Source organism: Metalysinibacillus jejuensis, from assembly GCF_003057615.1.
In the GTDB taxonomy this organism is placed as follows: Bacteria; Bacillota; Bacilli; order Bacillales_A; family Planococcaceae; genus Metalysinibacillus; species Metalysinibacillus jejuensis.
The window spans coordinates 1-20,948 of record NZ_QAFW01000038.1 but is presented as its reverse complement, the minus strand read 5'-3'; the positions used below and the strand labels follow the sequence as shown (position 1 = coordinate 20,948).

Here is a 20,948-nt window from a genome sequence, read left to right as displayed (position 1 = left end):
TCCCGTACTGTGTAAGAAACGCAGCTAAGTTCATCCAGTAGTGACCTGTTGGCTCGAAACCAACAAGGATTTCTTGTTTTTCATGCGCCTGTTTGAGCGCAAGTAGACGTTCGTAAAACGCTTCAAACCCAATGCGCGATTGGAAAATCGGAAAGGATTTTTGGAGCACACGACCACGATCATCCACCGCACAAGCGAAATGTTTGTGCTTCGCGATGTCGATGCCGATGACTAACGTATTTTCAGAAACTTGATTAATTTTTTCATTCGTATTAAAATTCATGATTGTAAGTCCTCTCTGTAGATGTGCGAGTCAATTTGTTCGGTTGACACTCAAACATCATACGAGAGGGCTTTTTTGTTTTCAAGTCCCCGAAAATTCTTCTAACAGGAATGCTCCTTTCTCTGTATTGTACTGCGTGACAAGGACAGAATATGATTTTGCTAAACGTTTATTTTTTGTTTCTATGTGGAAAATACTAAGAAGGACAAAAATTTTAGGAGGTATTTATGATGAATATCGCAATTATTGGAGCAACCGGGCATTCAGGACAAAAAATTTTAGCTGAGGCGATTGAGCGCGGGCATATTGTGACGGCAATTGTGCGTGATGAAACAAAGCTAGCGCAAGATGTTAAAGTAATAGAAAAAGATTTATTTGATTTAACAACAGCAGACATCGAGCCATTTGATGTTGTAATTAGTACATTTAATGCGCCTGCTGGCAAAGAAGAAATGCATGTGAGCGCTAACCAACATTTAATTAGTATCTTTGAGGATGCGCCTCAAGTGCGCTTAGTAGTAGTAGGCGGTGCAGGTAGCTTATTTACAGATGAGCGCAAAACAAGACGTTTAAGCGATATGAAAGATTTCCCTAATGCTTATTTACCAACGGCAATTAATATGGGAAAAAGCTTAGCGGATTATAAACAATCTAGCGCAACTTGGACGTATATTAGCCCAGCTGCCATGTTTGATTTAGAAGGTGAACGTACCGGCCATTATACGCTCGGCGGCGAAGTCTTTCATACGAATGCACAAGGTGAGAGTTATATTAGCTACGCTGACTATGCTATTGCGCTAATGGATGAAGTTGAAAATGGAAAACATGTGGGCGAACGTATTTCTGTAGTGAATTAACCGTAAAAATTCGGTACAATGAAGTCAAATTGTAACGATAAAGGATGAGCAAAATGGCTTCAGCATCAATAACAAGAAAACAAGTCACCGAGCTACGTGAAGAGTTAACGCGCTTTTCGATGGCTTATAAATTTGCATTAGACGAAATTACGACGCGCGTTAATATTTTGCAGGAAGAGTTTCGTTTAACACATGAAAATAGCCCAATTGAGCATGTAAGTGCACGCGTCAAATCACCCGAAAGTTTATTTAAAAAAGTGTATCGACAAGGTGTACCACTTAACTTACAGCAAATTCGTGAGCGCATTCGCGATATCGCGGGGATCCGTCTCGTATGCTCATTTGTATCAGACATTTATCGTGTTATGGAGATGTTTGCGCGTCAAAGTGATATTGAAATTGTCGAGGTAAAGGATTATATAAAAAATCCAAAGCCAAATGGCTACCAAAGTCTCCATATTATTATGAAGGTGCCTGTCTTTATGTCAGCACATACCGAAAAAGTATATGTAGAAATGCAAATCCGTACCATTGCGATGGACTTTTGGGCAAGCTTAGAGCATAAAATTTATTATAAATACAATAAGCAAATACCAGAGGCATTGACCAATGAGCTACATGAAGCGGCTATTGCTGCAGCGCATTTAGATAAAAAGATGGAACGTTTAAACAATGAGGTCAATGTATTAAAGGCGCATGACGGAGAAGATGATCTATTAGTTGGGCGCGAGGACCTCGGTCAAGTAATGGTAGAACTTATGGAGAATATCGGGATGTATACAAAATAGACGAGGGGTAAAACCTCGTCTTTTTTCGTGTTATACTAGAGGACGTGAAAAAAGCAACTTGTTAGCAAAACAAACGTTAGCATAATAGACATATTTATAAAAAAGGATAGGTGAAATCGTGGAAATTATTGAATTAGTTAAGGCCCTCATACTTGGCTTCGTTGAGGGGATGACAGAGTTTGCGCCAGTATCTTCTACAGGGCATATGATTATTGTGGATGATATGTGGTTAAAGTCCGAAGAGTTTTTAGGCAAGTACTCAGCTAATACTTTTAAAATTGTCGTGCAGCTTGGCTCGATACTTGCAGTAGTCGTAGTCATGTGGAAACGCTTGTTTAGTTTAATTGGACTTTATAAAATTGATGGTAAGCCAATGATGCAACGATTTAACTTAGCTCACGTTATCGTAGGAATGTTACCGGCTACAGTAGTAGGTTTTGCATTGAAGGATTTTATTGATGATCATTTATTTTCAGTTGAAACCGTCGTCTATGCTTTAGTAGCAGGGGCTATTTTAATGTTAGTGGCTGATAAATTTGGTCCGAAAAAACCAAAGATTACATCGCTTGACCAAATGTCATATGGTTTAGCCTTTAAAGTAGGCTTAGTACAATGTTTATCATTGTGGCCAGGCTTCTCACGTTCAGGCGCAACAATTTCTGGTGGTGTACTATTTGGTATGAACCATAAAACAGCTGCGGATTTCACATTTATTATGGCTGTGCCAATTATGGCAGGTGCAAGCTTAGTATCTGTATTAAAAAACTGGGACCAAATTTCAATGGACCATATGAGTTTTTATGTGGTTGGTTTCATTAGCTCATTTGTGTTCGCTTTAATTTCAATTAAGTTCTTCCTTGCATTAATTGATAAAGTGAAATTGACGCCATTTGCCATTTATCGTTTAGTATTAGCTGCAGTTTTAGCTGTAATCTTATTCTTCTAAGTGTAGGAGTAGTTGAGTTTTAATACTCAACTGCTCTTTTTATTTTTTGAAAAATTAAATAATTGTGCGTATTGTAGAAAAAATGGGTTATAATAAGGGGGAATATGTCATAAGTAGTTTTGAAGGGAGATGGAAACAATGAAAGTAATTTTATTAGGTGCAGGTTTCATGGGGAAAGCAATTGCGAAAGACTTGGTACGTAGCGAAGGGGTTAATGATATTGTGCTCATCGATGCCGACTGTGTCAAAGCACAGCAAGTGGCTGCGAGCATCGCTAGCGATAAGTTGCGTTCAGTAGAGCTCCGCTTTGAAAATGATGAGGCGCTGAAAGAAGTGCTTGCTCAAGGTGATGTCATTATTAATGCGATGTTCTACTCACATAATGAGCGTATTGCTCGTTTAGCTATTGCGGTAGGCGTGCATAGCATTGACTTAGGTGGCTCGATGGCAGGCGCGACAGATGCAGTATTTGCTTTACACGAAGAAGCACAAGCCGCAGGTGTGACCATTATTCCAGAGCTAGGTGTAACACCAGGAATGACAAACATTTTAACAGGATACGGTGCTTCGAAATTAGATAAGGTAGAAGAAATTAAACTGTACGCAGGGGATATCCCTGCAGAGCCTATCCCGCCGATTGATTATATTGAAGTGTTCTCAATTGAACGTATGTTTGATTATTATAGTGGTGAAGCAAAAGGCATTCACAAATGGAAGGAACAAACTTACCCTTCAATGTCAGGTTGTGAGCCGATTTACTTTGATGAGCTAGGTGTATTAGAAGCATTTTATACAGCGGGTGGTATCTCGACACTAGCCGAAAGTTACCCAGCAGTTAAAACATTATCTTATAAAACGGTACGCTATAAAGGGCACGCCGAAAAAATGAAATTACTTGTCGACTTAGGGCTTTTTGATATTGCTAACAGCGTAAAAATTGATGGTAAGACCGTTAATGTGCGCAAAGTAATTCGTGAAGCGTTAAGTAAAAAATTAGAAGCGGGCAAAAAAGCAGATGTGCTATTAGTGCGTGTGCTAGTATCTGGTGATCAAGCGGAGCAACAAGTGACAAATGAGTATGAACTTGTATTAAAGCGCAGTGCTGAGAACGAAGAGACAGCTATGGCTAAAGCTACAGCTAGCTCGGTTTCTATTGTAGCTCAAATGGTTGGAAACGGCACGATTACAACACGCGGTGTTTCTGCACCAGAAAGTGTAGTGCCAGGTGCTATTTATATTGAGGAAATGGCAAAGCGTAATATTCGCATTAAGGAAACAATTCATCGCTCTTCAATGATTGTTAAAGGGTGAGATACTATTCGAAAATAAAAAGACGCCTACCGTAAAAGTTTATACTTTTGATGGTAGGCGTTTTTTGTCTATTAGTAGTTAGCTGTTAACTTTTCCATTTCAGACACGGTAATAAACTCATAGCCTTCGCTACTTAAGTAAGCGAGCACACTGTCTAAACCGTCTGCTGTAGACTGATGAATATCGTGCATTAAAATGACTGCATGGTTGTGCATTGATTTTTTAACCATCGGTAGCAATTGGCTAGCATTGCGATGTTTCCAGTCGAGTGTGTCGATTGACCATAAAATAACAGGTGTCGGAATTTGTGCACGTACAGTATCATTGACAGCGCCGTATGGTGGGCGGAAGACCGTAGCTCCTTGACCGATTGCATTACGAATGGCTTCTTCTGTACGATTTACTTCTTGTTGTACTTGGGCGATACCTAAATTAGTTAATACAGGGTGGCTCCATGAATGGTTGCCAATTTCGTGCCCGCGTTTTAACTCTTCTTGTACAATCTCAGGGTAGTATTGTACGCGATTTCCTAGTAAGAAGAATGTAGCTTTTGCATCGTATTTATCTAGGACATCTAGAATTTTTTCTGTCGAGCCAGGTTCTGGCCCATCATCAAACGTTAGCGCTACATATTTACCGTTAGGATCTAGTTCTCTTACTGGTGGTGATAAAATATTTTTTGCGCTCGTATTATCCACTTGGTAGCCTTCTGCTAAAATAGGATTAATAAAGTTAAGTGGCACTTCTACTGTTGGTGTAGTAGTAGCACTAGCCGTTAATTCATAATCATCAAAGTAAAAAACAAGCGTATCATCGCGGAAAGCAAAGCGTTCGAAGTTCTCCCATTTTGGTGCTGTAGCACGCATCACATTGTCTGTAATTAGAGAAGCTTGCCACTCTTCATTTGTTAACAAATCATTTTGTACATAAGCTGCAAGTTTTTCGAGATACGACGAATCATTACCTAACACTTCTGCTAATGTTACACGTTTTTTATGCATGTTGTCATAGAAGTACGTTTTAATCATTGCCTTTTCATCAATGCCACCGGTATATGTAGTGTTCGTTAAAAGGAATGAAAAATAATGATCTTTAAATGGTACAGTTTCTAAGTCGATTGTCAGCGAAGGAATCACATCATCATCTTCTGACTGTGCTAAAGTTTCGAGTTCTTTTAAATAAGCTTTTTTGGCAGTAGAGACGTAGTTGCGTACTTCTTTATTAAAGGCATCGTCTTCTGTCTTAGGATAGTGCAAAGCGTAGGGGATGTTTGGGTTGTTTGACGCGTCTGTAGTAATACTAATCCCTTCGAAAGCAGAACTTTCTGTAGAGATATGGTTAGCTTTTTCTTTTTTTTCAGTCGCTGTATTTTTTTCTGTATCGGCTAATACAAATAGTACAACAGCAGCTGTGAGAGACGCGAGAACAGCAATTAATACAAAGTCGATAATGGGCTTGCGTCTACGTTTTCTAGGTTGCATAATGGGTGAAACTCCTTCCTTCTGTAGTGATATAAAATTAGACGTATGTCACGCGAAAAAAGTTGTGAAAATATGATAAGGAGGCACGATCATGACGAATAATGAAGTACAAATCAATGAATTTGCGCTAGAGAGTTTGTTATTAGCAGGACGCATTATGATTGAGAGTGGTGCAGAAATTTATCGCGTAGAAGATACGATCCAACGCATGGCTCAGTCGCAAAACATTATGAATGTCCAAAGCTATGTCACTTCTACAGGTATTATTTTATCGTTAGGTCCTACGCAGCCTACACGCATTACCTCCATTGCCCGACGAAGCACCGATTTAGAAAAAGTAGCGTTGGTGAATGCAGTGTCTCGAAAATTGTCCACTCAAATCATAACACTAGCAGAAGCGCACGACGAGTTGCAAAAGATACAATCTACAAACTATTTTTTACCGACTTATGTCCAAGTAATTGCTGCTGCTATAGCGAGCGGGAGCTTTCTTATTATGTTTAATGGACAGTGGCAAGATTTTTTCGCCGCTATGGTAGCAGGTGGCATGGGCTACCTTACTTACTTAATTGCGCATGACTTAACGCGCGTGCGTTTTTTTTCAGAGTTTACCGCATCGCTTATTGTAGGATTACTCGCTTTTTTTGCGGTGAGATATGGATTTGGCTCGCAACTTGATAAAATTATTATCGGCTCAGTTATGCCACTAGTACCTGGTTTACCGATTACCATTGCAGTACGAGATTTAATGTCAGGTCATTTATTATCAGGCTTAGCAAAAGGAGCAGAGGCTTTTTTGACAGCTTTTGCAATAGGCTCAGGCATTGCAATTGTTTTATCATTTTAAAAGGGGATGTAGATGATGGATTATGCAATACAACTATGTGTTAGCTTTGTTGCTACAGCCTGTTTCGGTATTATTTTTAATGTGCCGTTAAATCGGGTCATTCCCTGTGGGGTAGTTGGTGCTATGGGCTGGCTCGTATATTATCAATGTACGCTACAAGAAATAGATCCTGTACAAGCTTCTTTTTTAGGAGCTTTTGCTGTGGCTATTGCTGCTCATGCTTTAGCGCGTAAATATAAAACACCGATGATTGTTTTTAACGTTTCAGGTATCATTCCACTAGTGCCCGGTGGCATCGCTTATAATGCTATGCGCAGTGCGGTAGAAAATGATTATTTAATGAGTTTACAATACGGTTCAAAAGCGTTTATGATTTCAGGCGCTATTGCAATGGGACTAGTCTTTGCAGAGGTATTAATGCAATTAGTATTTAGAAGTTTGCGCCGCTTGCGTAGACAGCATGCGCTACCTAAAAAATAGAGGCAAAAACCCAAACAATCATCTAATAATAATAGGATTGTTTGGGTTTTTATTATGCGTTGTGCAATTTTTCACTGATGGCATTCGCAGTTACAGGTTTGCTAATAATATAGCCCTGTATAATGTCGCAATCTATTGACGCTAAGTAGTGCCACTGTTCTTTTGTTTCTACACCTTCTGCTACTACAGTAAGCCCTAGATTTTTTCCGAGTTGCACCATGCTATGTACAAGCCTTTTTGTTTTAGGTGATTTGTGCGTAGCATGAATAAAAGTTTCATCTACTTTGACTGAGGTAATCGGTAAAATTTGCATATAGCGGAATGAACCATACCCTGTGCCAAAGTCATCTAATACAAAAGAGACACCAAGTTGCTCAAGCTGTTCGAGTTGGGTTTGGATAGAGCTAGCGAACTCTGCTTCTAAAGCAAATTTCTCTGTGATTTCAAAATAAAGTAAAGTGGGTGGGCACTGTGTTTCTTGTAAGATTTTCATTACACTACTAGCCATGTTTTTATCTCTGAACTCTCGCACAGAGCTGTTGACACTCACTTTAATAGGCGTGCCGGCTTCTGACCACTTGACCGCTTGCAAGCACGCTTCTCGTAATACAAATAAACCGATTTGATGGATGAGCCCTGTCTCTTCTGCAAGAGGTATTAACTCACCAGGTGAGACGGTACCTACTACTTCGTCATGCCAACGAACGAATGCTTCAACACCTACAATGGCATTTGTTTTGCCATCAATTTGGGGTTGATATAATACTTGTAGGTTTTTTTCGTCAAGCGCTTTTAATAAACGTGTTTCTAGTAAAGATTTTCGATTTAATTGTCGGTGATGTGCAGGTGTTAATGATACAATTTTATTGCCGCCCTCACTGCGAACTTTTGCTACAGTAGCTGTTGATGTTTTCATTAATTGTGTATAGGTTGTAAAGGCAGATGGGAAGCGAGTAATACCACCGCTAATAGAAATGGGTAGCGCTACGCGTTCGTAATAAATAGGGTTTTTTTCGAGATAGTGTAAGAAGCCTTCGATAAACCAATCACTTAATGATGTTAATAGCGCAAAATCGATTTCATTAATGCGGACAATCGTACTGTCTTGGAAATATGTCTCAAGTCGTTGCTTAAATAAAGAGCCTAATGATTCTTGGAGTTCAGAGCTATGCAATTCTTTAATGGTATAAAATTTATCAATGCTTAAATAAACGAAAGAAAACTCTCGTTGTTCTTTAACAAGTTTGGTAATTTCATCTTCTAGCCAGTAGGAATTATGAAGCCCTGTTTCTGCATCTACATAAGCATATTTTTGTAGCTTGGTCAGTTCATTTTTCGTATGGGAAATATCTTGGCACAGTAAAATAAAGCGACTCGTTTTGCGAATTAGACAGTAAGTAGGGATAGCTGTAAGTGCTGTCCAGTACGTGGAGCCGTTTTTAGTAAGTTGCTCAGCTTCTCCATGCCACACATTACCTTGCTGTAAGGAGCGCCAAATTTGTTCAGGGATAGTGTTACCATGGGTTTTATCCGGAAAGAGTTGCCAAAATGACTTGCCGATAATACGCTTTGGTGTCCAAGCACTTGCACGTAAAAAATTATCATTAGCAGCTAAAATAAACCCTTCATGATCGAGGGTGACAAGCATTTGTGTTTCGTCTAGTGCGAGGCGCATGTCCACTAATTCTTTTAACAAAACAGCACCGTTGACGTTAGTATCTTCAAACACAACAGCACATAGTAAACTTTTTTGTCCTTGGTATGTACAAGATTGCGTGACAAAATCAGCGCGCATTGATGAACCATCTTTTGTTTTTACTGAGATTTCTGTCAATTGGCTTGCTTTTGGTTTATTGCTTAGTTCTTGCAATGTTTTAAAAGGGAACGTATCAGTGAAATAGTTTGCTAATACAGTCATAGATTGATCAATTATAGCCTCTTGTGAAGTATCAAAGGCAATTTCAGCAGTAGTGGACCATTGGGTAATAGTACCTTCCTCATTAATAATAAAGGTAGGGAATGGTAGTAATTCCGCATATTCGGCATCTATAATATTATTTTTTTGATTTTTACTCATATGTAATGGCTCCTTAATTTTATAACAATGGCTTCATTATAAAGAATAATTATCAGTTAGTCATTATTTTCGGTTTATCAATTGAATATCTATTCACAAGTATAGGAAGGAAGGTGCATAAATGCAAAGATTAAAAGGTGTGCTAATGATTGTAATTGGCGCAATGCTATGGGGAGCAACAGGTCCTTTAATGGAGTGGCTACTGAGTGAGACACCTTTAACAGTACCTTTTTTATTGACGATTCGTTTAACGGTAGCAGGGATTTTATTATTACTTTTTTTGCAAATTGGTTTAAAAAAGAAAGTTTCAACAATATGGAAACAGAAGATTTGGCTAAAGCAATTATTTATTTTTAGTATATTTGGTATGTTAGGTCTACAATACTCTTTTGTAGCTACAATTGATGCAAGTAATGCTATCGTAGCAACTTTACTACAATTTTTAGCCCCGATTTTCGTTGTGCTATACGTCTCATTAAGTATGCGTAAATTCCCACCACGCTATCAAGTACTAGGTATAGCAGGGACGTTAGTTGGGCTATTTTTACTATTAACGAATGCATCATTCGATACGCTACTCGTTAGTACGAAGGCGCTGATTTGGGGGGTGGCAGTCGGGCTATCATTTGCTTTTTATACGCTTTACCCTGCACGTTTAATGAAAGAGTGGGGTGTGTTAGTCGTTGTAGGCTGGGGTATGTTTTTAGGAGGTATGCTTTTAGGTATTGGTACGGGCTTATGGCGCTCTCCTGAATGGGTATTATTAAAAGATGGTACAATGATAATACTTCTCACTTTGCTTATTTTATTCGGTACAGCTGCATTTGTATTGTTTTTAAGTAGCATGAAGTATATTTCGCCTGTAGAAACAAGCGTACTATCTAGCATTGAGCCATTAACAGCGATGTTAATTTCAGTAGTGATGTTTGGCGCTACTTTAGGAATGTGGCAAGTTATCGGTATTGTCATAATGTTAGTTTGTGTAACGTGGCTCTCAGTAGCAGGTAATAAATAAGGCGGTGACAAAATGAAAACAGTATTTGCCTATGCCAAGCCGTATAAATGGTTTGCAGGTATTGCAATTGCTTTAATGTTATTTGAATTATTTGTGGAGCTCATTCAACCTTTAATCATGGCTAAAATTATTGATGAAGGTGTAATGGTAAAAGATGTTTCTACGATTTATGAATGGGCGTTAATTTTACTCGTATTGACGATTGTAACCTTTATAGCAGGTGTCGTTAATTCTTATTTTTCCGCGCATGTTGCGCAAAGCTTTGCATTTGATTTACGTAGCGCTTTGTTTGCTAAAATCCAGTCATTTACGATGGCAACTTATATTAAATACCCTACGTCAGCGCTCATTACACGCTTAACGAATGATGTGGGTAATGTGCAACAAGTGTTATTTATGTTGTTGCGTATTATGCTACGCGCACCACTGGCTATTATCGGTAGTTTTATTATGGCGTTTTATGTGAATGCAAAGCTAGCGGCTATTTTATTAATTAGTGCGCCACTACTCGCTATCTTTTTATTTGTGATGGTGACAAAGGGCATTCAGTTATTTAGTAAAGTGCAAAAAAGCTTAGATGGTGTAAATCGCAAGCTGCAAGAAAATTTACAAGCCATTCGTTTAGTAAAAGCTTATATGCGTGGTGAATATGAAACTAAGCGCTTTGCAGAGATTGCGAGTAATTTAAAAATCGACTCGATGAAAGCGATGCGTACGATGGAGTATATTCAGCCAATATTATTATTTGTCATGAATGTCAGCATGCTAGGTATTATTTGGTTCGGCGCAAGCTTTGTAGGTGCAGGTGACATGAAATTAGGCGAAGCTGTAGCAGTTATTAACTATACGATGCGCATTACGATGATCTTTTCGATGTTTGTTTTTATTATTATTTTATTTGCACGTGCGAAAGCTTCAGCTGAACGGATGGAAGAAGTTTTAGTCGTAAATGAAGGTGTAGAGTATAGCGGAGACAATACGCACGTCATAAATGGTGACATCGGCTTTCACGATGTATCATTTCGATATAGCGAAACAACGCCTTATGTTCTGCAAGATGTATCATTCACTGTAAAGGCGGGTGAAAAATTAGCGATTTTAGGTGCTACTGGTTCAGGTAAATCAACGTTGCTCCAATTATTGCTGCGCTTTTACGAACCGACAAAAGGTAAGATTACCCTCGCTAATCAAGATATTGCAACGTTAGATATTACAGCGTTACGTCAAATGATAGGCTATGTGCCACAACAATCTATTTTATTTAGCGGTAGCATCGAAGAAAATATTTTGTGGGGGCAAGAGCACGCGAGTACTGATCAAGCTGTAGCTGCAGCGAAACAAGCGCAAATTCATGAATCTATTACAGCTTTTGATGATGGGTATGCCACTGTCGTAGGTCAAAAAGGTGTGAATTTATCCGGTGGGCAAAAACAACGTTTGTCCATTGCAAGAGCACTCGTGCGTCAGGCCCCTATTTTAATACTAGACGATAGTACGAGCGCATTAGATGTAAAAACGGAGCAAGCATTATGGCAAGCACTCGAAGCACAACGAGCAACGATGTTTGTAGTAACGCAAAAAATACAAACAGCCAAAGGTGCAGATAAAATTGCTGTTTTAGAGGAAGGGCGTCTCGTTGCGCTAGGTACCCATGATACATTGCTTCAAACGAATGAGCTGTATCAACAAATTGCAGCTTCACAACAGGAGGTAGCGAGATGAGTATACGACGACCTTTTGGCTATGAACCTTTGTTAACGAAAGAGGATATTAAAAATGCCGCACCGAAAAAGAAAAAGCAACGGGCCAACGATTGGCGCCAAACATTGCGTCGTATTTGGCATATTGTTGATGAGCAACGCTTCTTATTAATCATCGTTTTAGTAATGGTCGTTGTGAGTTCGGCGTTATCATTATTAGGTCCCTTTTTAATCGGTAAAATGATTGATACATTCGTTAAAGTGGGTACGACGGATGGCATGATGGTATGGGTGATAAGTTTGGTTGCCATTTATGCTGTGCTATCTTTATCATTATTTTTTCAAAACTACTGGATGATTGGTATTGCGCAGCAAACGATTTATCGAATGCGTACAGCGCTCTTTAGTCATTTTCAAAAGTTGCCAATCACTTTTTTTGATAAACGTCAGCACGGTGAATTAATGAGTCGGGCAACAAATGATATTGAAGCGGTAAACGCTACGTTAAATACTGCTTTTATCCAAGTGTTTTCGAGCATCATTACATTGACAGGTACAGTAGTAGTAATGTTGTATTTGAGCCCGTTATTAACGTTATTAACGATGGTCATTATTCCTACGATGTTTTATGGTATGCGCTGGGTAACACGTCGCACAGGCAAACTTTTTAAGGCGCAACAACAAGCTGTAGGTGCTCTTAATGGCATGATTGAAGAAACGATTTCTGGTCAGCGTATTGTTAAAGCCTTTTCACAAGAGGAACGCATGCAACAACAGTTTGAACAACGCAGTAAAGCACTGCGCCGCGCGAGTTTTTGGGCTCAGTCGTATTCAGGCTATATCCCTAAAATTATGAACGTTTTAAACAATTTTAGTTTTACTATTGTCGCGGGAGTTGGTGGCTTATTAGCAGTAAAAGGCTATATTACGGTAGGGGTTATCGTTATTTTTACAGAATATGCGAGACAGTTTACACGGCCATTAAATGATTTAGCAAATCAGTTTAATACGGTATTATCAGCAATTGCTGGGGCAGAACGTGTTTTTGCTATTATGGATGAACCCGCAGAAAAAGATCATGAAGGCGCCCAACACGACTTGGAGCTACAAGGAGCTGTGGCTTTTGACAATGTTTGCTTTTCTTATGAAAAAGATGCGGCTATACCGACGTTACAACATATTACCTTTACAGTAGCCCCGGGTGAGACGGTAGCTCTCGTTGGCGCAACAGGTGCAGGGAAAACTACAATTATGCAACTGCTTGCACGCTTTTATGATGTAGATGAAGGAGCGGTTACCTTTGATGGTAAAAATGTTAAAGAAATTGCTCGTAGCACATTGCGTAGTCAGCTAGCATTTGTACTGCAAGATCCGTTCTTATTTGAAGCTACGGTAGCGGATAATATTCGTTATGGGCGCTTGAGTGCTACACGAGACGAAATTATAGCTGCAGCTCAAAAAGCAAACGCTCACGACTTTATTCAAGCATTACCTAAAGGTTATGATACGGTGTTAACAGCTGATGGAAGTGAGATTTCACAAGGACAAAAACAACTTTTATCCATTGCTCGTGCGTTGCTTGCAGACCCTAAAATACTATTGCTAGATGAAGCGACAAGTAGTATTGACACAATTACAGAAATGAAAATCCAAGAGGCGCTAGAGTATTTAATGCAAGGACGTACAAGTTTTGTTATTGCGCACCGCTTAAATACTGTGCGTAATGCAGACACGATTTTTGTTATGCAAAAAGGTCAGCTTATTGAAGCAGGACCACAGCAACAATTAATTGAGCAAGGTGGCGTTTATGCTACGATGCTTGCTAACAGTAAACAATAAGGAGTTAAGGTATGAACATATCAATCATTACAGCATCATTTCCGCTAGATCAACAAACGTATGAGGAGGTAGGCGAGCTTTTACAAACTGCCTACGAGGCGGATGGGAAACATTATGAGGAAGTAGTAAAGTATGCGCTCATGCCAAGTTATGACGTTAAAGGCTTTGTCGTTATTGCCTATGATGATACAACAGATAAAGTAGTTGCGATTGCTAGTGCCGCAGATATTATTGGTTTTAATACGTATGAGTGGTCGGCGCTTGTTGCCCCTATGTACCGCTCTGTAGGCATTGGCAAACTAGTGATCGAAGCATTGCGTGAAGGATTAGCTAAGCGCGACTGCGAAGGCGAACTGGCATTAGTAGTAAAGGGCGAAGGTAAGGAGCAGCGCTTTTTACAGCGTTTTGGTTATCATTATAGTTTTTCAGAAGCAGTTTTAGAGTCGCCTGCTGTCGCAGCTATGCCAAGTTATGAGATGCGTGAATATTATAATGAACAACAAGATATTGTCGCAATTTATGCAGAGGCTTTTGGTGATTTACCAGAGGAAGCAATTGAGCTAATTGCTTACAGTACTGAAGCAGATGGCTGTAAATTATGGGTAGCTTATGATGGTGATGAGGTGGTTGGTACAATTACTACAACACGTCAAGGTAATGTACAGTGGATTACAGCACTCGCTACTAAAGCTACAGCGCGTGGTAAAGGTGTAGCCTCAGCTATGTTGGCATGGGCAAAATATTATACCTTACATGAGGGCGGCACTAAAGTTATGATTGAAGTCGAAATGGAAAACGAAGAAGCGCTAAGTGTTTATAAAAAGAATCACTTCCTATTATCACAGCAAACGGATTACTATGTTCGTAAATTAGGGTAAAGCAACTAAAAGGAGTGATTGGATGGAAATTTATGCACATCGAGGTGCGTCAAGTACGCATCCCGAAAATACAATGGCCGCCTTTCGACAGGCTGCTGAGCTAGCGATTACAGGTGTAGAGTTAGATGTTCATATGACTAAGGACGGCGAGGTTGTAGTCATTCATGACGAAAAAATCGACCGCACCTCTAATGGTCAAGGCTTTGTGAAAGATTATACGCTAGCACAATTACGTGAGTTTGATTTTGGTTCGTGGTTTGACGAACGTTTTACGGGTGAAAAAATCCCAACACTTACTGAGGTGTTGGCACTTTTTGCGGCTACAACACAGCGTGTGAATATCGAATTAAAATCAGATGTATTTATGTATGAAGGGCTAGAGCAAAAAGTGCTTGCGATTGTAAAAGAACATCAGATGGCGACACGCGTAATTATTTCTTCATTTGATCATGAGGCATTACAGCGTGTTTATGCATTAGACGAAGATATTGAAATCGCAGCATTATTTGGTGCTGTGGTAATTGATATTGAGGCGTATACAAAACGTATCCCAGCACAAGCGATGCACGTTACATTACCATCTGCTTTCCGTAATTCAATTGCGCAAGCATTACGTCATGATAATACGGTTCGTGTGTATACAGTAAATGATGTACTTTATGCACAAGAGCTTGCGCTGCTTGGTGTGGATAGTATTTTTACAGATCAACCAGCAGAAATGGCAGCATTTTTTGCTTAAGCAAAAGGCGGTAGGACAATTTGTCCTGCCGCCTTTTATAATTTGGTTATCGTAGTTGTGCCTTGTAATAACGTATAGTAAAAATCATCATCGCCTAAGCTAATAATGCGGTGACACACATTTCGTAGTTCATCTAGGTCATGTGAAATATATAAAATCATTGTACCCTTTGCCGCTTCAACTGCTTTAGATTGTTGTTAATAAATAGTAACATAAAACGTCACCTTCTCTTACATACCGCCTAAAAGTGAGCCAAATAAATTGCCCATTACTTCTTCAAGGTAAGCATCAATTTCTTTTGGTGTTTTATCAGATAAATTTTCCACCGTACTATCGAATGTCATAGGCTCAACTCTTTTCACGAGTTTCGTTTTTGAATCGATTATCATACGACCTAGCTCTTCAGCATCCGTTGTAACGACAAAGTTGTGTACGCCATCAAAAGTATCTTTTTCATACGTCATTTCGCCATCCCATGCGATAGCACCGTTTGTTGCAGGTAAACCTAACTCCCCAGATTTATCTGAAGCTGTAATTTTACGTTCGAAAATACGGTTTGTATCCGTCACATCTTCGTTTGCTGTATACGTAACTGTCGTTTGGTCTACGGTAAATTCAATTAAGTCATTCACTTTTTTACCATCAAATACTAACTCGCCTAACAATGTTGCTTCTTCACCTGTTGGTGCAGTTAAAACATATTTGAAGTTACTATTGTTTTTCTTCACATCGCGCATACCTTTAACAGCAAATGTGTCGTCTTTCTCTGTAATAGTTAAGTCACGGTTAACGATGATTTTATTATTTACCCAGATGCTTGATTTTACTTCGTCTGGTAACTCAGCAGAATCAATATCTTCACGAGCTTTATCAATTTCTGCATAGAAATCTTCCATTGTAGGTTGTTCTACACCTTCCATGCCAAAGCTTTGTGTTTTCATATTGCGCTCGATAATTGTTTTTGTTTTTTCATCTTTAGCTAATTCGTCTAAAATGGCTTTTACTGTTTTACGAATTTGTGCTTCATCTAATGTCATAACGATGTTTTCAGCTTTGACTTTAGAGCCATAAACATCAACTTCACCCTTGTTGCTTGTAAAGTTTTTGTCATCTAAACTTTTGAAAAACACAGTGAAATAATGTTGGGCTAAATACTCAGCATCTTGTTGTTGCTGTTTAATACCTTCAGGTGAAAATACTTCAGTGAAATCAATATCTGCACCTTCCATACCTTGCGTAGCTAGGTACTCCGAAAGCTTTTTATCATCAATTTTCATCGTATTTGTTAATGAGGTGCCTACAGTTAAATCATGCTTGTTTAAACCAACTAACAGGTTGCCAATCGGGTTGCCCATCATATTAATAGTAATTGTGTTATTGCTTATGCCTTCTTTTAAGTCGTTTTGAGAATTCATTATAAGTGAAAATGTGTTCAACATCGCTAGCATGCCAAAATTATCGTTAGCATTTTCTGGTACTTTAAAGCTGATAGTCGCATCGCTTTCAGACTTCTCGTTTTGTGTTTTTTCGTACCATTCTAGTTCTTTATCGTAACGAGCTTCAAATAGTGATTGCCAGTTTTCTAAATTATCTTTTTCTGCAAGCATGTACGCTTGCTTAGGAGATTTATTTAGCAGGGCAAATGCTACGCCACCGCCGATTAACACGACAGCCGCAATAATAATACCAATAATCCCTTTTTTACTCATAGTATCGCCTCCAAATTTTAGTAGTAAGCATAAGTCTCGAATTGTCTTTCACCAATCAGTTATACTACATATAGTACATAATAAAGGAGTAGATAAAGATGGCATTAACAGTACGAGAAGCAATTGTAAATCGTCGTTCAATTAAACAAATGAACGGTCAAGCGGTTGAAGAACAAGCAATTATGGAAGTGCTTGAAGATGCAGTATGGGCACCGAACCATGGTATGCGTAACCCGTGGCGTTTTGTTGTAGCGGGTGGTGAGCGTTACGAAAAAGTAATTACTTTATTACGCGATATTACTTTGCCAAACTGGGCACAGCTCACCGAACAAGAAGTAACAACACATATGCAGAAATTTACGTTAGCAGGTGGTGTAGCGTTTGTCATTATCCCTGAAGATGTACGTCAAAAACATCGTCTAGAAGATTTCGCAGCAGCGAGTGCTATGGTACAAAATGCGCAACTGCTTGCATTAGACAAGGGTATCGGTACGTGCTGGAAGACACCTGTATTTTTAGATAACCCTAAATTTCGAGAAGCAATTGGTGCAGCCGCAGGTGAGCGCGTTATGTGTATGCTTCAGTTTGGTCATTGGGATGAGCTACCTGTAGCGCGTGAACGCAAGCCAGTAGCAGACATCACAACATTATTTGGTGAATAATTATTCTCTATATAGTTTACGAATGAATAAAGAAGAAGTTTCAAAAAAGAAGAATCGCCTAATTGTCTAGGCAATTCTTCTTTTTGTGTAAATAAAAATAAGTAAAATTAAACTAAGCACAAGTGTGCCGAATGGATAAAGTATAGGGAAAAATATTGAAGGCCAGCGATAATTGAGCGTAGTGACGTAGCCTTCATAGCTAATACCAGCGACATGTAATAAATATTTGTCTTTAAACGTGCGTTCTTTATCTATTACGTGCGTTGTTTGGTCACCGTCTTTTGTAAAGGTTGTAACTTGTACAATTGTTTTTTCTTCAAAAGGCTCATTAGGTGTTTTATTAATTAGTACGTGTAGGGCATCTTCATTACTTATAAAAGCAAGTAATCCATAATAGCGATCGCTTGTAGCATTATCAATCCGAACAGGAAGTTCAGCTTCTTGAAAAACTTCGCCATTATGTTTGAGTTGTAGTGTACCTTTTTGTATTTTATTTTGCCAATTGTCGAGATAAATATCATCATCAAGTCGTTCTTCGATACTAAAGCTTTGACCTTGCCAATTGAGTGTCATCGCTGTTACATCTTGGAGATTATTTTTCAGCATATCGCTGCTAATATAGCTCTCGACCGCCATTAGACCAACTGGTATTGCGCTTAAAATCAAAAGCAACCAACTAACAACACGCATCATTTTAAGTCAGCAGGCTTAAAATTACTTAATGAAGTATAGTAATCACCAATGACACGAAGCCCCTTATCAAAGTTTTCGAGATGGAAGTGCTCGTTAGGTGCATGGAAGTTTTCGCTTGAAAGACCAAAGCCCATTAAAACAACAGGTACCTGCAAAATTTCATCGAAGGACGCGACAATCGGAATTGAGCCACCTCCGCGTGTAAACGCCGTTGGTACTTGATACACTTTTTCGTAAGATGCACTAGCTGCTTGAATAACAGGGTGATCAAACGGTGTAAGATAAGGCTTACCTTTATCAAACTCTGAAATTTCAACTTCTACCCCTACAGGCTTATGTTTTTCAATGTGTGCACGAAGTAACGCTACAATTTCCTCAGGGTCTTGGTTAGGTACTAGACGGCACGAAATTTTTGCGCCTGCTTGAGCGGGTAATACGGTTTTAATACCTTCACCAGAAAAGCCCCCAAATACACCGTTAACTTCTAGTGTTGGGCGTGCCCAAGTTTGTTCTAGGTAAGAGTAGCCTGCCTCACCAAATAATTCAGTTACGCCAACTTCTTCTTTAATATCATTTTCATTAAAATTAAGTGCCGCATAAGCAGCGCGTTCTTCTTCAGTTAATGGTAAAACATTATCGTAAAAACCTTCTACTTGAATCGTGCCATGCTCATCGCGGAAGGATGCTAAAATCTCAGTTAAAGCATGGATGGCATTTTGTACGCCACCACCATAAAGACCAGAGTGAAGGTCGCCCTTAGCCCCGCGTACATCAATTTGCACGCCTGTTAAACCACGAAGCCCGTAGCAAATTGCTGGTTTACCAGGTGCATATAATCCTGTATCCGAAATAACAATTAAATCGGAAGCAAGCTTGTCTTTATTTTCTTCAATAAAAGCCGTTAAGCTTGGGCTACCGATTTCTTCTTCGCCCTCAATTAAAAATTTAATATTTACAGGTAGCTCACCATCAATCGCAAATAATGCCTCAATTGTTTTAAGGTGCATATAAACTTGTCCCTTATCATCGCTTGCGCCACGTGCAAATAATTTATTGTCACGAATGGTAGGTTCAAACGGTGCGCTATCCCATAAATGGAGTGGATCTACGGGTTGCACATCATAATGTCCGTAAAATAATACAGTTGGTTTGTCTTTAGCATGTAGCCATTCACCATATACGACAGGGTGTCCCTTTGTTGGTAATACAGCAACGTTATCCATGTGGATTGCAGTAAGTGCTTTTGCTAAAAAATCTGCTGCGGTTGTCATATCAGCCTTATGCTCAGATAATGAGCTAATGCTTGGGATGCGTAAAAAATCTTGCACTTCTTGTAAATGTTGTGCGCGATGCTCAGCAAAGTAAGCATCAAGCTGTTGTAAATTTGCCATGAATGAAACCTCTTTTCCTTAGTTGCGTCTTATAAAATAAGTATAACATGACAAATCATATCCCCTAACCTTACAGCATTGTAATGTAATTGAAAGCCAATACGATAGAGCGTAAGGTTCGTTTTTGCGAGAATGAGAGTAACAAAGAAAACGAACGGGGGCGTTACAGATGAATGAACAAGTAACAGCAATTTATGAGGAGTACAATCGCTACATTTATCACCTATGCCTAAAATTAACACGTAATACGGCAGAGGCAGAAGATTTAATGCAAGAAGTTTGGGTGAAAGTAGTACGCTATGAAGAGAACTTAAAAAATGTTGAACATCAAAAAGCATGGTTAACAACCATCTGTATGAATACATTCCGTGATCGTTACCGCAAAAAAATGCGCCGTAGTAAACATATTACCATTCAACAAGATACAGAAGACTTTTCTTTATTAGATTTAGTGCCGAGTGGTGAGGAATTAACTGAGGAAAAAGTCGAAAAAGATATGGTGCGTACATTAATTCAAACTAAAATGAAGCAATTAGATGCCATTTATGAAAAAACATTATGGTATTTCTATATCGAGCAGTACTCATTAATTGAAATTTCTAATGTTATGAAAGTATCAATTGGTACTGTTAAGTCGCGACTATTTCGCGCTAAAGCACGCTTAAAAGAAATGTTAATGGCAGACAAAGTAGCAGCAGAAGTTGTTATGCCTGTATGATAAATGGTAGCTTACAATTATGTAGGCTACTTTTTTTATGGGGGGATGGTAATCATGAAAGATGTTTTACAAACAGAGCGTTTGCGCTTACGTAAAATGCACGATGATGACGCAGAGGATTTGTATAAAATTTGGGCTAATCCACGTGTTGCAAAATATATGAATATTGAGCCGTTTACTACAGCTGATCAAGCACTTGCTATGATTCGTATAATTAATGATGCGCCGTATGCGCTACGTTATAGCGTACTACTTGAAAATGCAATCATTGGCTCAGCAGGTTTTAATGATATGAACGGGGCAAGTGGGGTAGTAGAGATTGGCTATGATTTAGCGGAGCACTATTGGCGTCGTGGTTTTGGTACAGAAATTGTACGTGCTTTACTAACAGAGGCTGCACATCATCATTACAGATTTTCCGAGCGAGAAAGCCCATTGCTTTAGCTATGGGATGAAAGCGAGGTCAGTCAAGGGGTAGCTTTTGCTATCTCAATTGACTGAAAATATGGTACACTTGCTCTATAGACAAGTAAA

Annotated in this window: 21 protein-coding genes; 14 read left to right on the top strand and 7 right to left on the bottom strand. The window is 39.1% G+C overall.

From position 1 onward, the window contains the following. Nucleotides 1-283 (bottom strand): IS110 family transposase (locus tag DDE80_RS10785; protein ID WP_153060897.1); only part of this gene is annotated, 283 nt, incomplete at its 3' end. A 230-nt stretch (nt 284-513) separates the two neighbouring features. On the opposite strand from DDE80_RS10785, the gene DDE80_RS10780 reads away from it, so the two are divergent. The 4 genes from DDE80_RS10780 to DDE80_RS10765 all read left to right on the top strand — a co-directional run bounded on the left by DDE80_RS10780 (nt 514) and on the right by DDE80_RS10765 (nt 4,185). Continuing rightward, complete coding sequence (locus tag DDE80_RS10780) at nt 514-1,140, top strand: NAD(P)-dependent oxidoreductase (protein ID WP_108307675.1); 627 nt, start codon at nt 514-516, stop codon at nt 1,138-1,140. A gap of 53 nt (nt 1,141-1,193) precedes the next feature. After that, nucleotides 1,194-1,928, top strand: a complete 735-nt coding sequence (locus tag DDE80_RS10775; RefSeq protein ID WP_108307674.1) for a GTP pyrophosphokinase — start codon at nt 1,194-1,196, stop codon at nt 1,926-1,928. Between the two features lie 118 nt (nt 1,929-2,046). Then, nucleotides 2,047-2,874, top strand: a complete 828-nt coding sequence (locus DDE80_RS10770) for an undecaprenyl-diphosphate phosphatase (protein WP_108307672.1) — start codon at nt 2,047-2,049, stop codon at nt 2,872-2,874. 138 nt (nt 2,875-3,012) lie between these two features. Continuing rightward, entirely contained in the window at nt 3,013-4,185 is a 1,173-nt protein-coding gene (locus DDE80_RS10765; RefSeq protein WP_108307676.1) for a saccharopine dehydrogenase family protein, read from the top strand. Between the two features lie 71 nt (nt 4,186-4,256). Here DDE80_RS10765 and DDE80_RS10760 read toward each other — a convergent pair whose 3' ends face one another. Continuing rightward, nucleotides 4,257-5,666: a polysaccharide deacetylase family protein gene (locus DDE80_RS10760; RefSeq protein ID WP_108307671.1), complete on the bottom strand. Its 1,410-nt coding sequence runs from the start codon at nt 5,664-5,666 to the stop codon at nt 4,257-4,259. Between the two features lie 91 nt (nt 5,667-5,757). Here DDE80_RS10760 and DDE80_RS10755 point away from each other — a divergent pair, with 91 nt between their 5' ends. Continuing rightward, the gene (locus DDE80_RS10755) at nt 5,758-6,513 is read left to right on the top strand and encodes a threonine/serine exporter family protein (protein ID WP_108307669.1); all 756 of its coding nucleotides are present in this window, start codon (nt 5,758-5,760) and stop codon (nt 6,511-6,513) included. A gap of 15 nt (nt 6,514-6,528) precedes the next feature. Continuing rightward, nucleotides 6,529-6,993, top strand: coding sequence for a threonine/serine exporter family protein (locus DDE80_RS10750; RefSeq protein WP_108307668.1), 465 nt, complete (start codon nt 6,529-6,531; stop codon nt 6,991-6,993). 52 nt (nt 6,994-7,045) lie between these two features. On the opposite strand, the gene DDE80_RS10745 is transcribed toward DDE80_RS10750, so the two are convergent. Continuing rightward, nucleotides 7,046-9,070: a bifunctional diguanylate cyclase/phosphodiesterase gene (locus DDE80_RS10745; RefSeq protein ID WP_108307666.1), complete on the bottom strand. Its 2,025-nt coding sequence runs from the start codon at nt 9,068-9,070 to the stop codon at nt 7,046-7,048. A gap of 121 nt (nt 9,071-9,191) precedes the next feature. Here DDE80_RS10745 and DDE80_RS10740 point away from each other — a divergent pair, with 121 nt between their 5' ends. The 5 genes from DDE80_RS10740 to DDE80_RS10720 are packed head-to-tail and all read left to right on the top strand — an operon-like array spanning nt 9,192 to nt 15,241. Next, a complete protein-coding gene (locus tag DDE80_RS10740; RefSeq protein WP_108307665.1) occupies nt 9,192-10,085 on the top strand; it encodes a DMT family transporter in 894 nt (297 codons plus the stop codon). A gap of 12 nt (nt 10,086-10,097) precedes the next feature. Continuing rightward, nucleotides 10,098-11,807, top strand: coding sequence for an ABC transporter ATP-binding protein (locus tag DDE80_RS10735; protein ID WP_108307663.1), 1,710 nt, complete (start codon nt 10,098-10,100; stop codon nt 11,805-11,807). Next, nucleotides 11,804-13,624 carry an ABC transporter ATP-binding protein gene (locus DDE80_RS10730; protein ID WP_108307661.1) on the top strand — a complete coding sequence of 607 codons (1,821 nt, stop codon included), beginning with the start codon at nt 11,804-11,806 and terminating at the stop codon, nt 13,622-13,624. The genes DDE80_RS10735 and DDE80_RS10730 overlap by 4 nt, the downstream gene beginning before the upstream one ends. Before the next feature lie 11 nt (nt 13,625-13,635). Then, entirely contained in the window at nt 13,636-14,502 is an 867-nt protein-coding gene (locus DDE80_RS10725) for a GNAT family N-acetyltransferase (protein WP_108307659.1), read from the top strand. 22 nt (nt 14,503-14,524) lie between these two features. Further along, on the top strand, nt 14,525-15,241 hold the full coding sequence (locus DDE80_RS10720; RefSeq protein WP_108307658.1) for a glycerophosphodiester phosphodiesterase: 717 nt from the start codon (nt 14,525-14,527) through the stop codon (nt 15,239-15,241). 35 nt (nt 15,242-15,276) lie between these two features. Here DDE80_RS10720 and DDE80_RS15620 read toward each other — a convergent pair whose 3' ends face one another. Together DDE80_RS15620 and DDE80_RS10715 are read right to left on the bottom strand one after the other, a co-directional pair. Continuing rightward, a complete protein-coding gene (locus DDE80_RS15620) occupies nt 15,277-15,402 on the bottom strand; it encodes a hypothetical protein (protein ID WP_282432397.1) in 126 nt (41 codons plus the stop codon). Nucleotides 15,403-15,471: 69 nt separating this feature from the next. Beyond that, entirely contained in the window at nt 15,472-16,950 is a 1,479-nt protein-coding gene (locus tag DDE80_RS10715; protein WP_108307656.1) for a DUF6583 family protein, read from the bottom strand. 98 nt (nt 16,951-17,048) lie between these two features. Here DDE80_RS10715 and DDE80_RS10710 point away from each other — a divergent pair, with 98 nt between their 5' ends. After that, on the top strand, nt 17,049-17,612 hold the full coding sequence (locus DDE80_RS10710; RefSeq protein WP_108307654.1) for a nitroreductase family protein: 564 nt from the start codon (nt 17,049-17,051) through the stop codon (nt 17,610-17,612). 66 nt (nt 17,613-17,678) lie between these two features. On the opposite strand, the gene DDE80_RS10705 is transcribed toward DDE80_RS10710, so the two are convergent. Beyond that, entirely contained in the window at nt 17,679-18,278 is a 600-nt protein-coding gene (locus DDE80_RS10705; RefSeq protein WP_153060896.1) for a hypothetical protein, read from the bottom strand. 23 nt (nt 18,279-18,301) lie between these two features. Continuing rightward, nucleotides 18,302-19,696 (bottom strand): dipeptidase, encoded by a 1,395-nt coding sequence (locus DDE80_RS10700; RefSeq protein WP_108307650.1) that lies wholly within the window; start codon nt 19,694-19,696, stop codon nt 18,302-18,304. 169 nt (nt 19,697-19,865) lie between these two features. Between DDE80_RS10700 and DDE80_RS10695 the strand changes: the two genes are divergently transcribed. Together DDE80_RS10695 and DDE80_RS10690 are read left to right on the top strand one after the other, a co-directional pair. Beyond that, a complete protein-coding gene (locus DDE80_RS10695; RefSeq protein ID WP_108307648.1) occupies nt 19,866-20,414 on the top strand; it encodes an RNA polymerase sigma factor in 549 nt (182 codons plus the stop codon). Nucleotides 20,415-20,468: 54 nt separating this feature from the next. Then, a complete protein-coding gene (locus DDE80_RS10690; RefSeq protein WP_161952318.1) occupies nt 20,469-20,858 on the top strand; it encodes a GNAT family N-acetyltransferase in 390 nt (129 codons plus the stop codon). Nucleotides 20,859-20,948 lie beyond the last annotated feature (90 nt).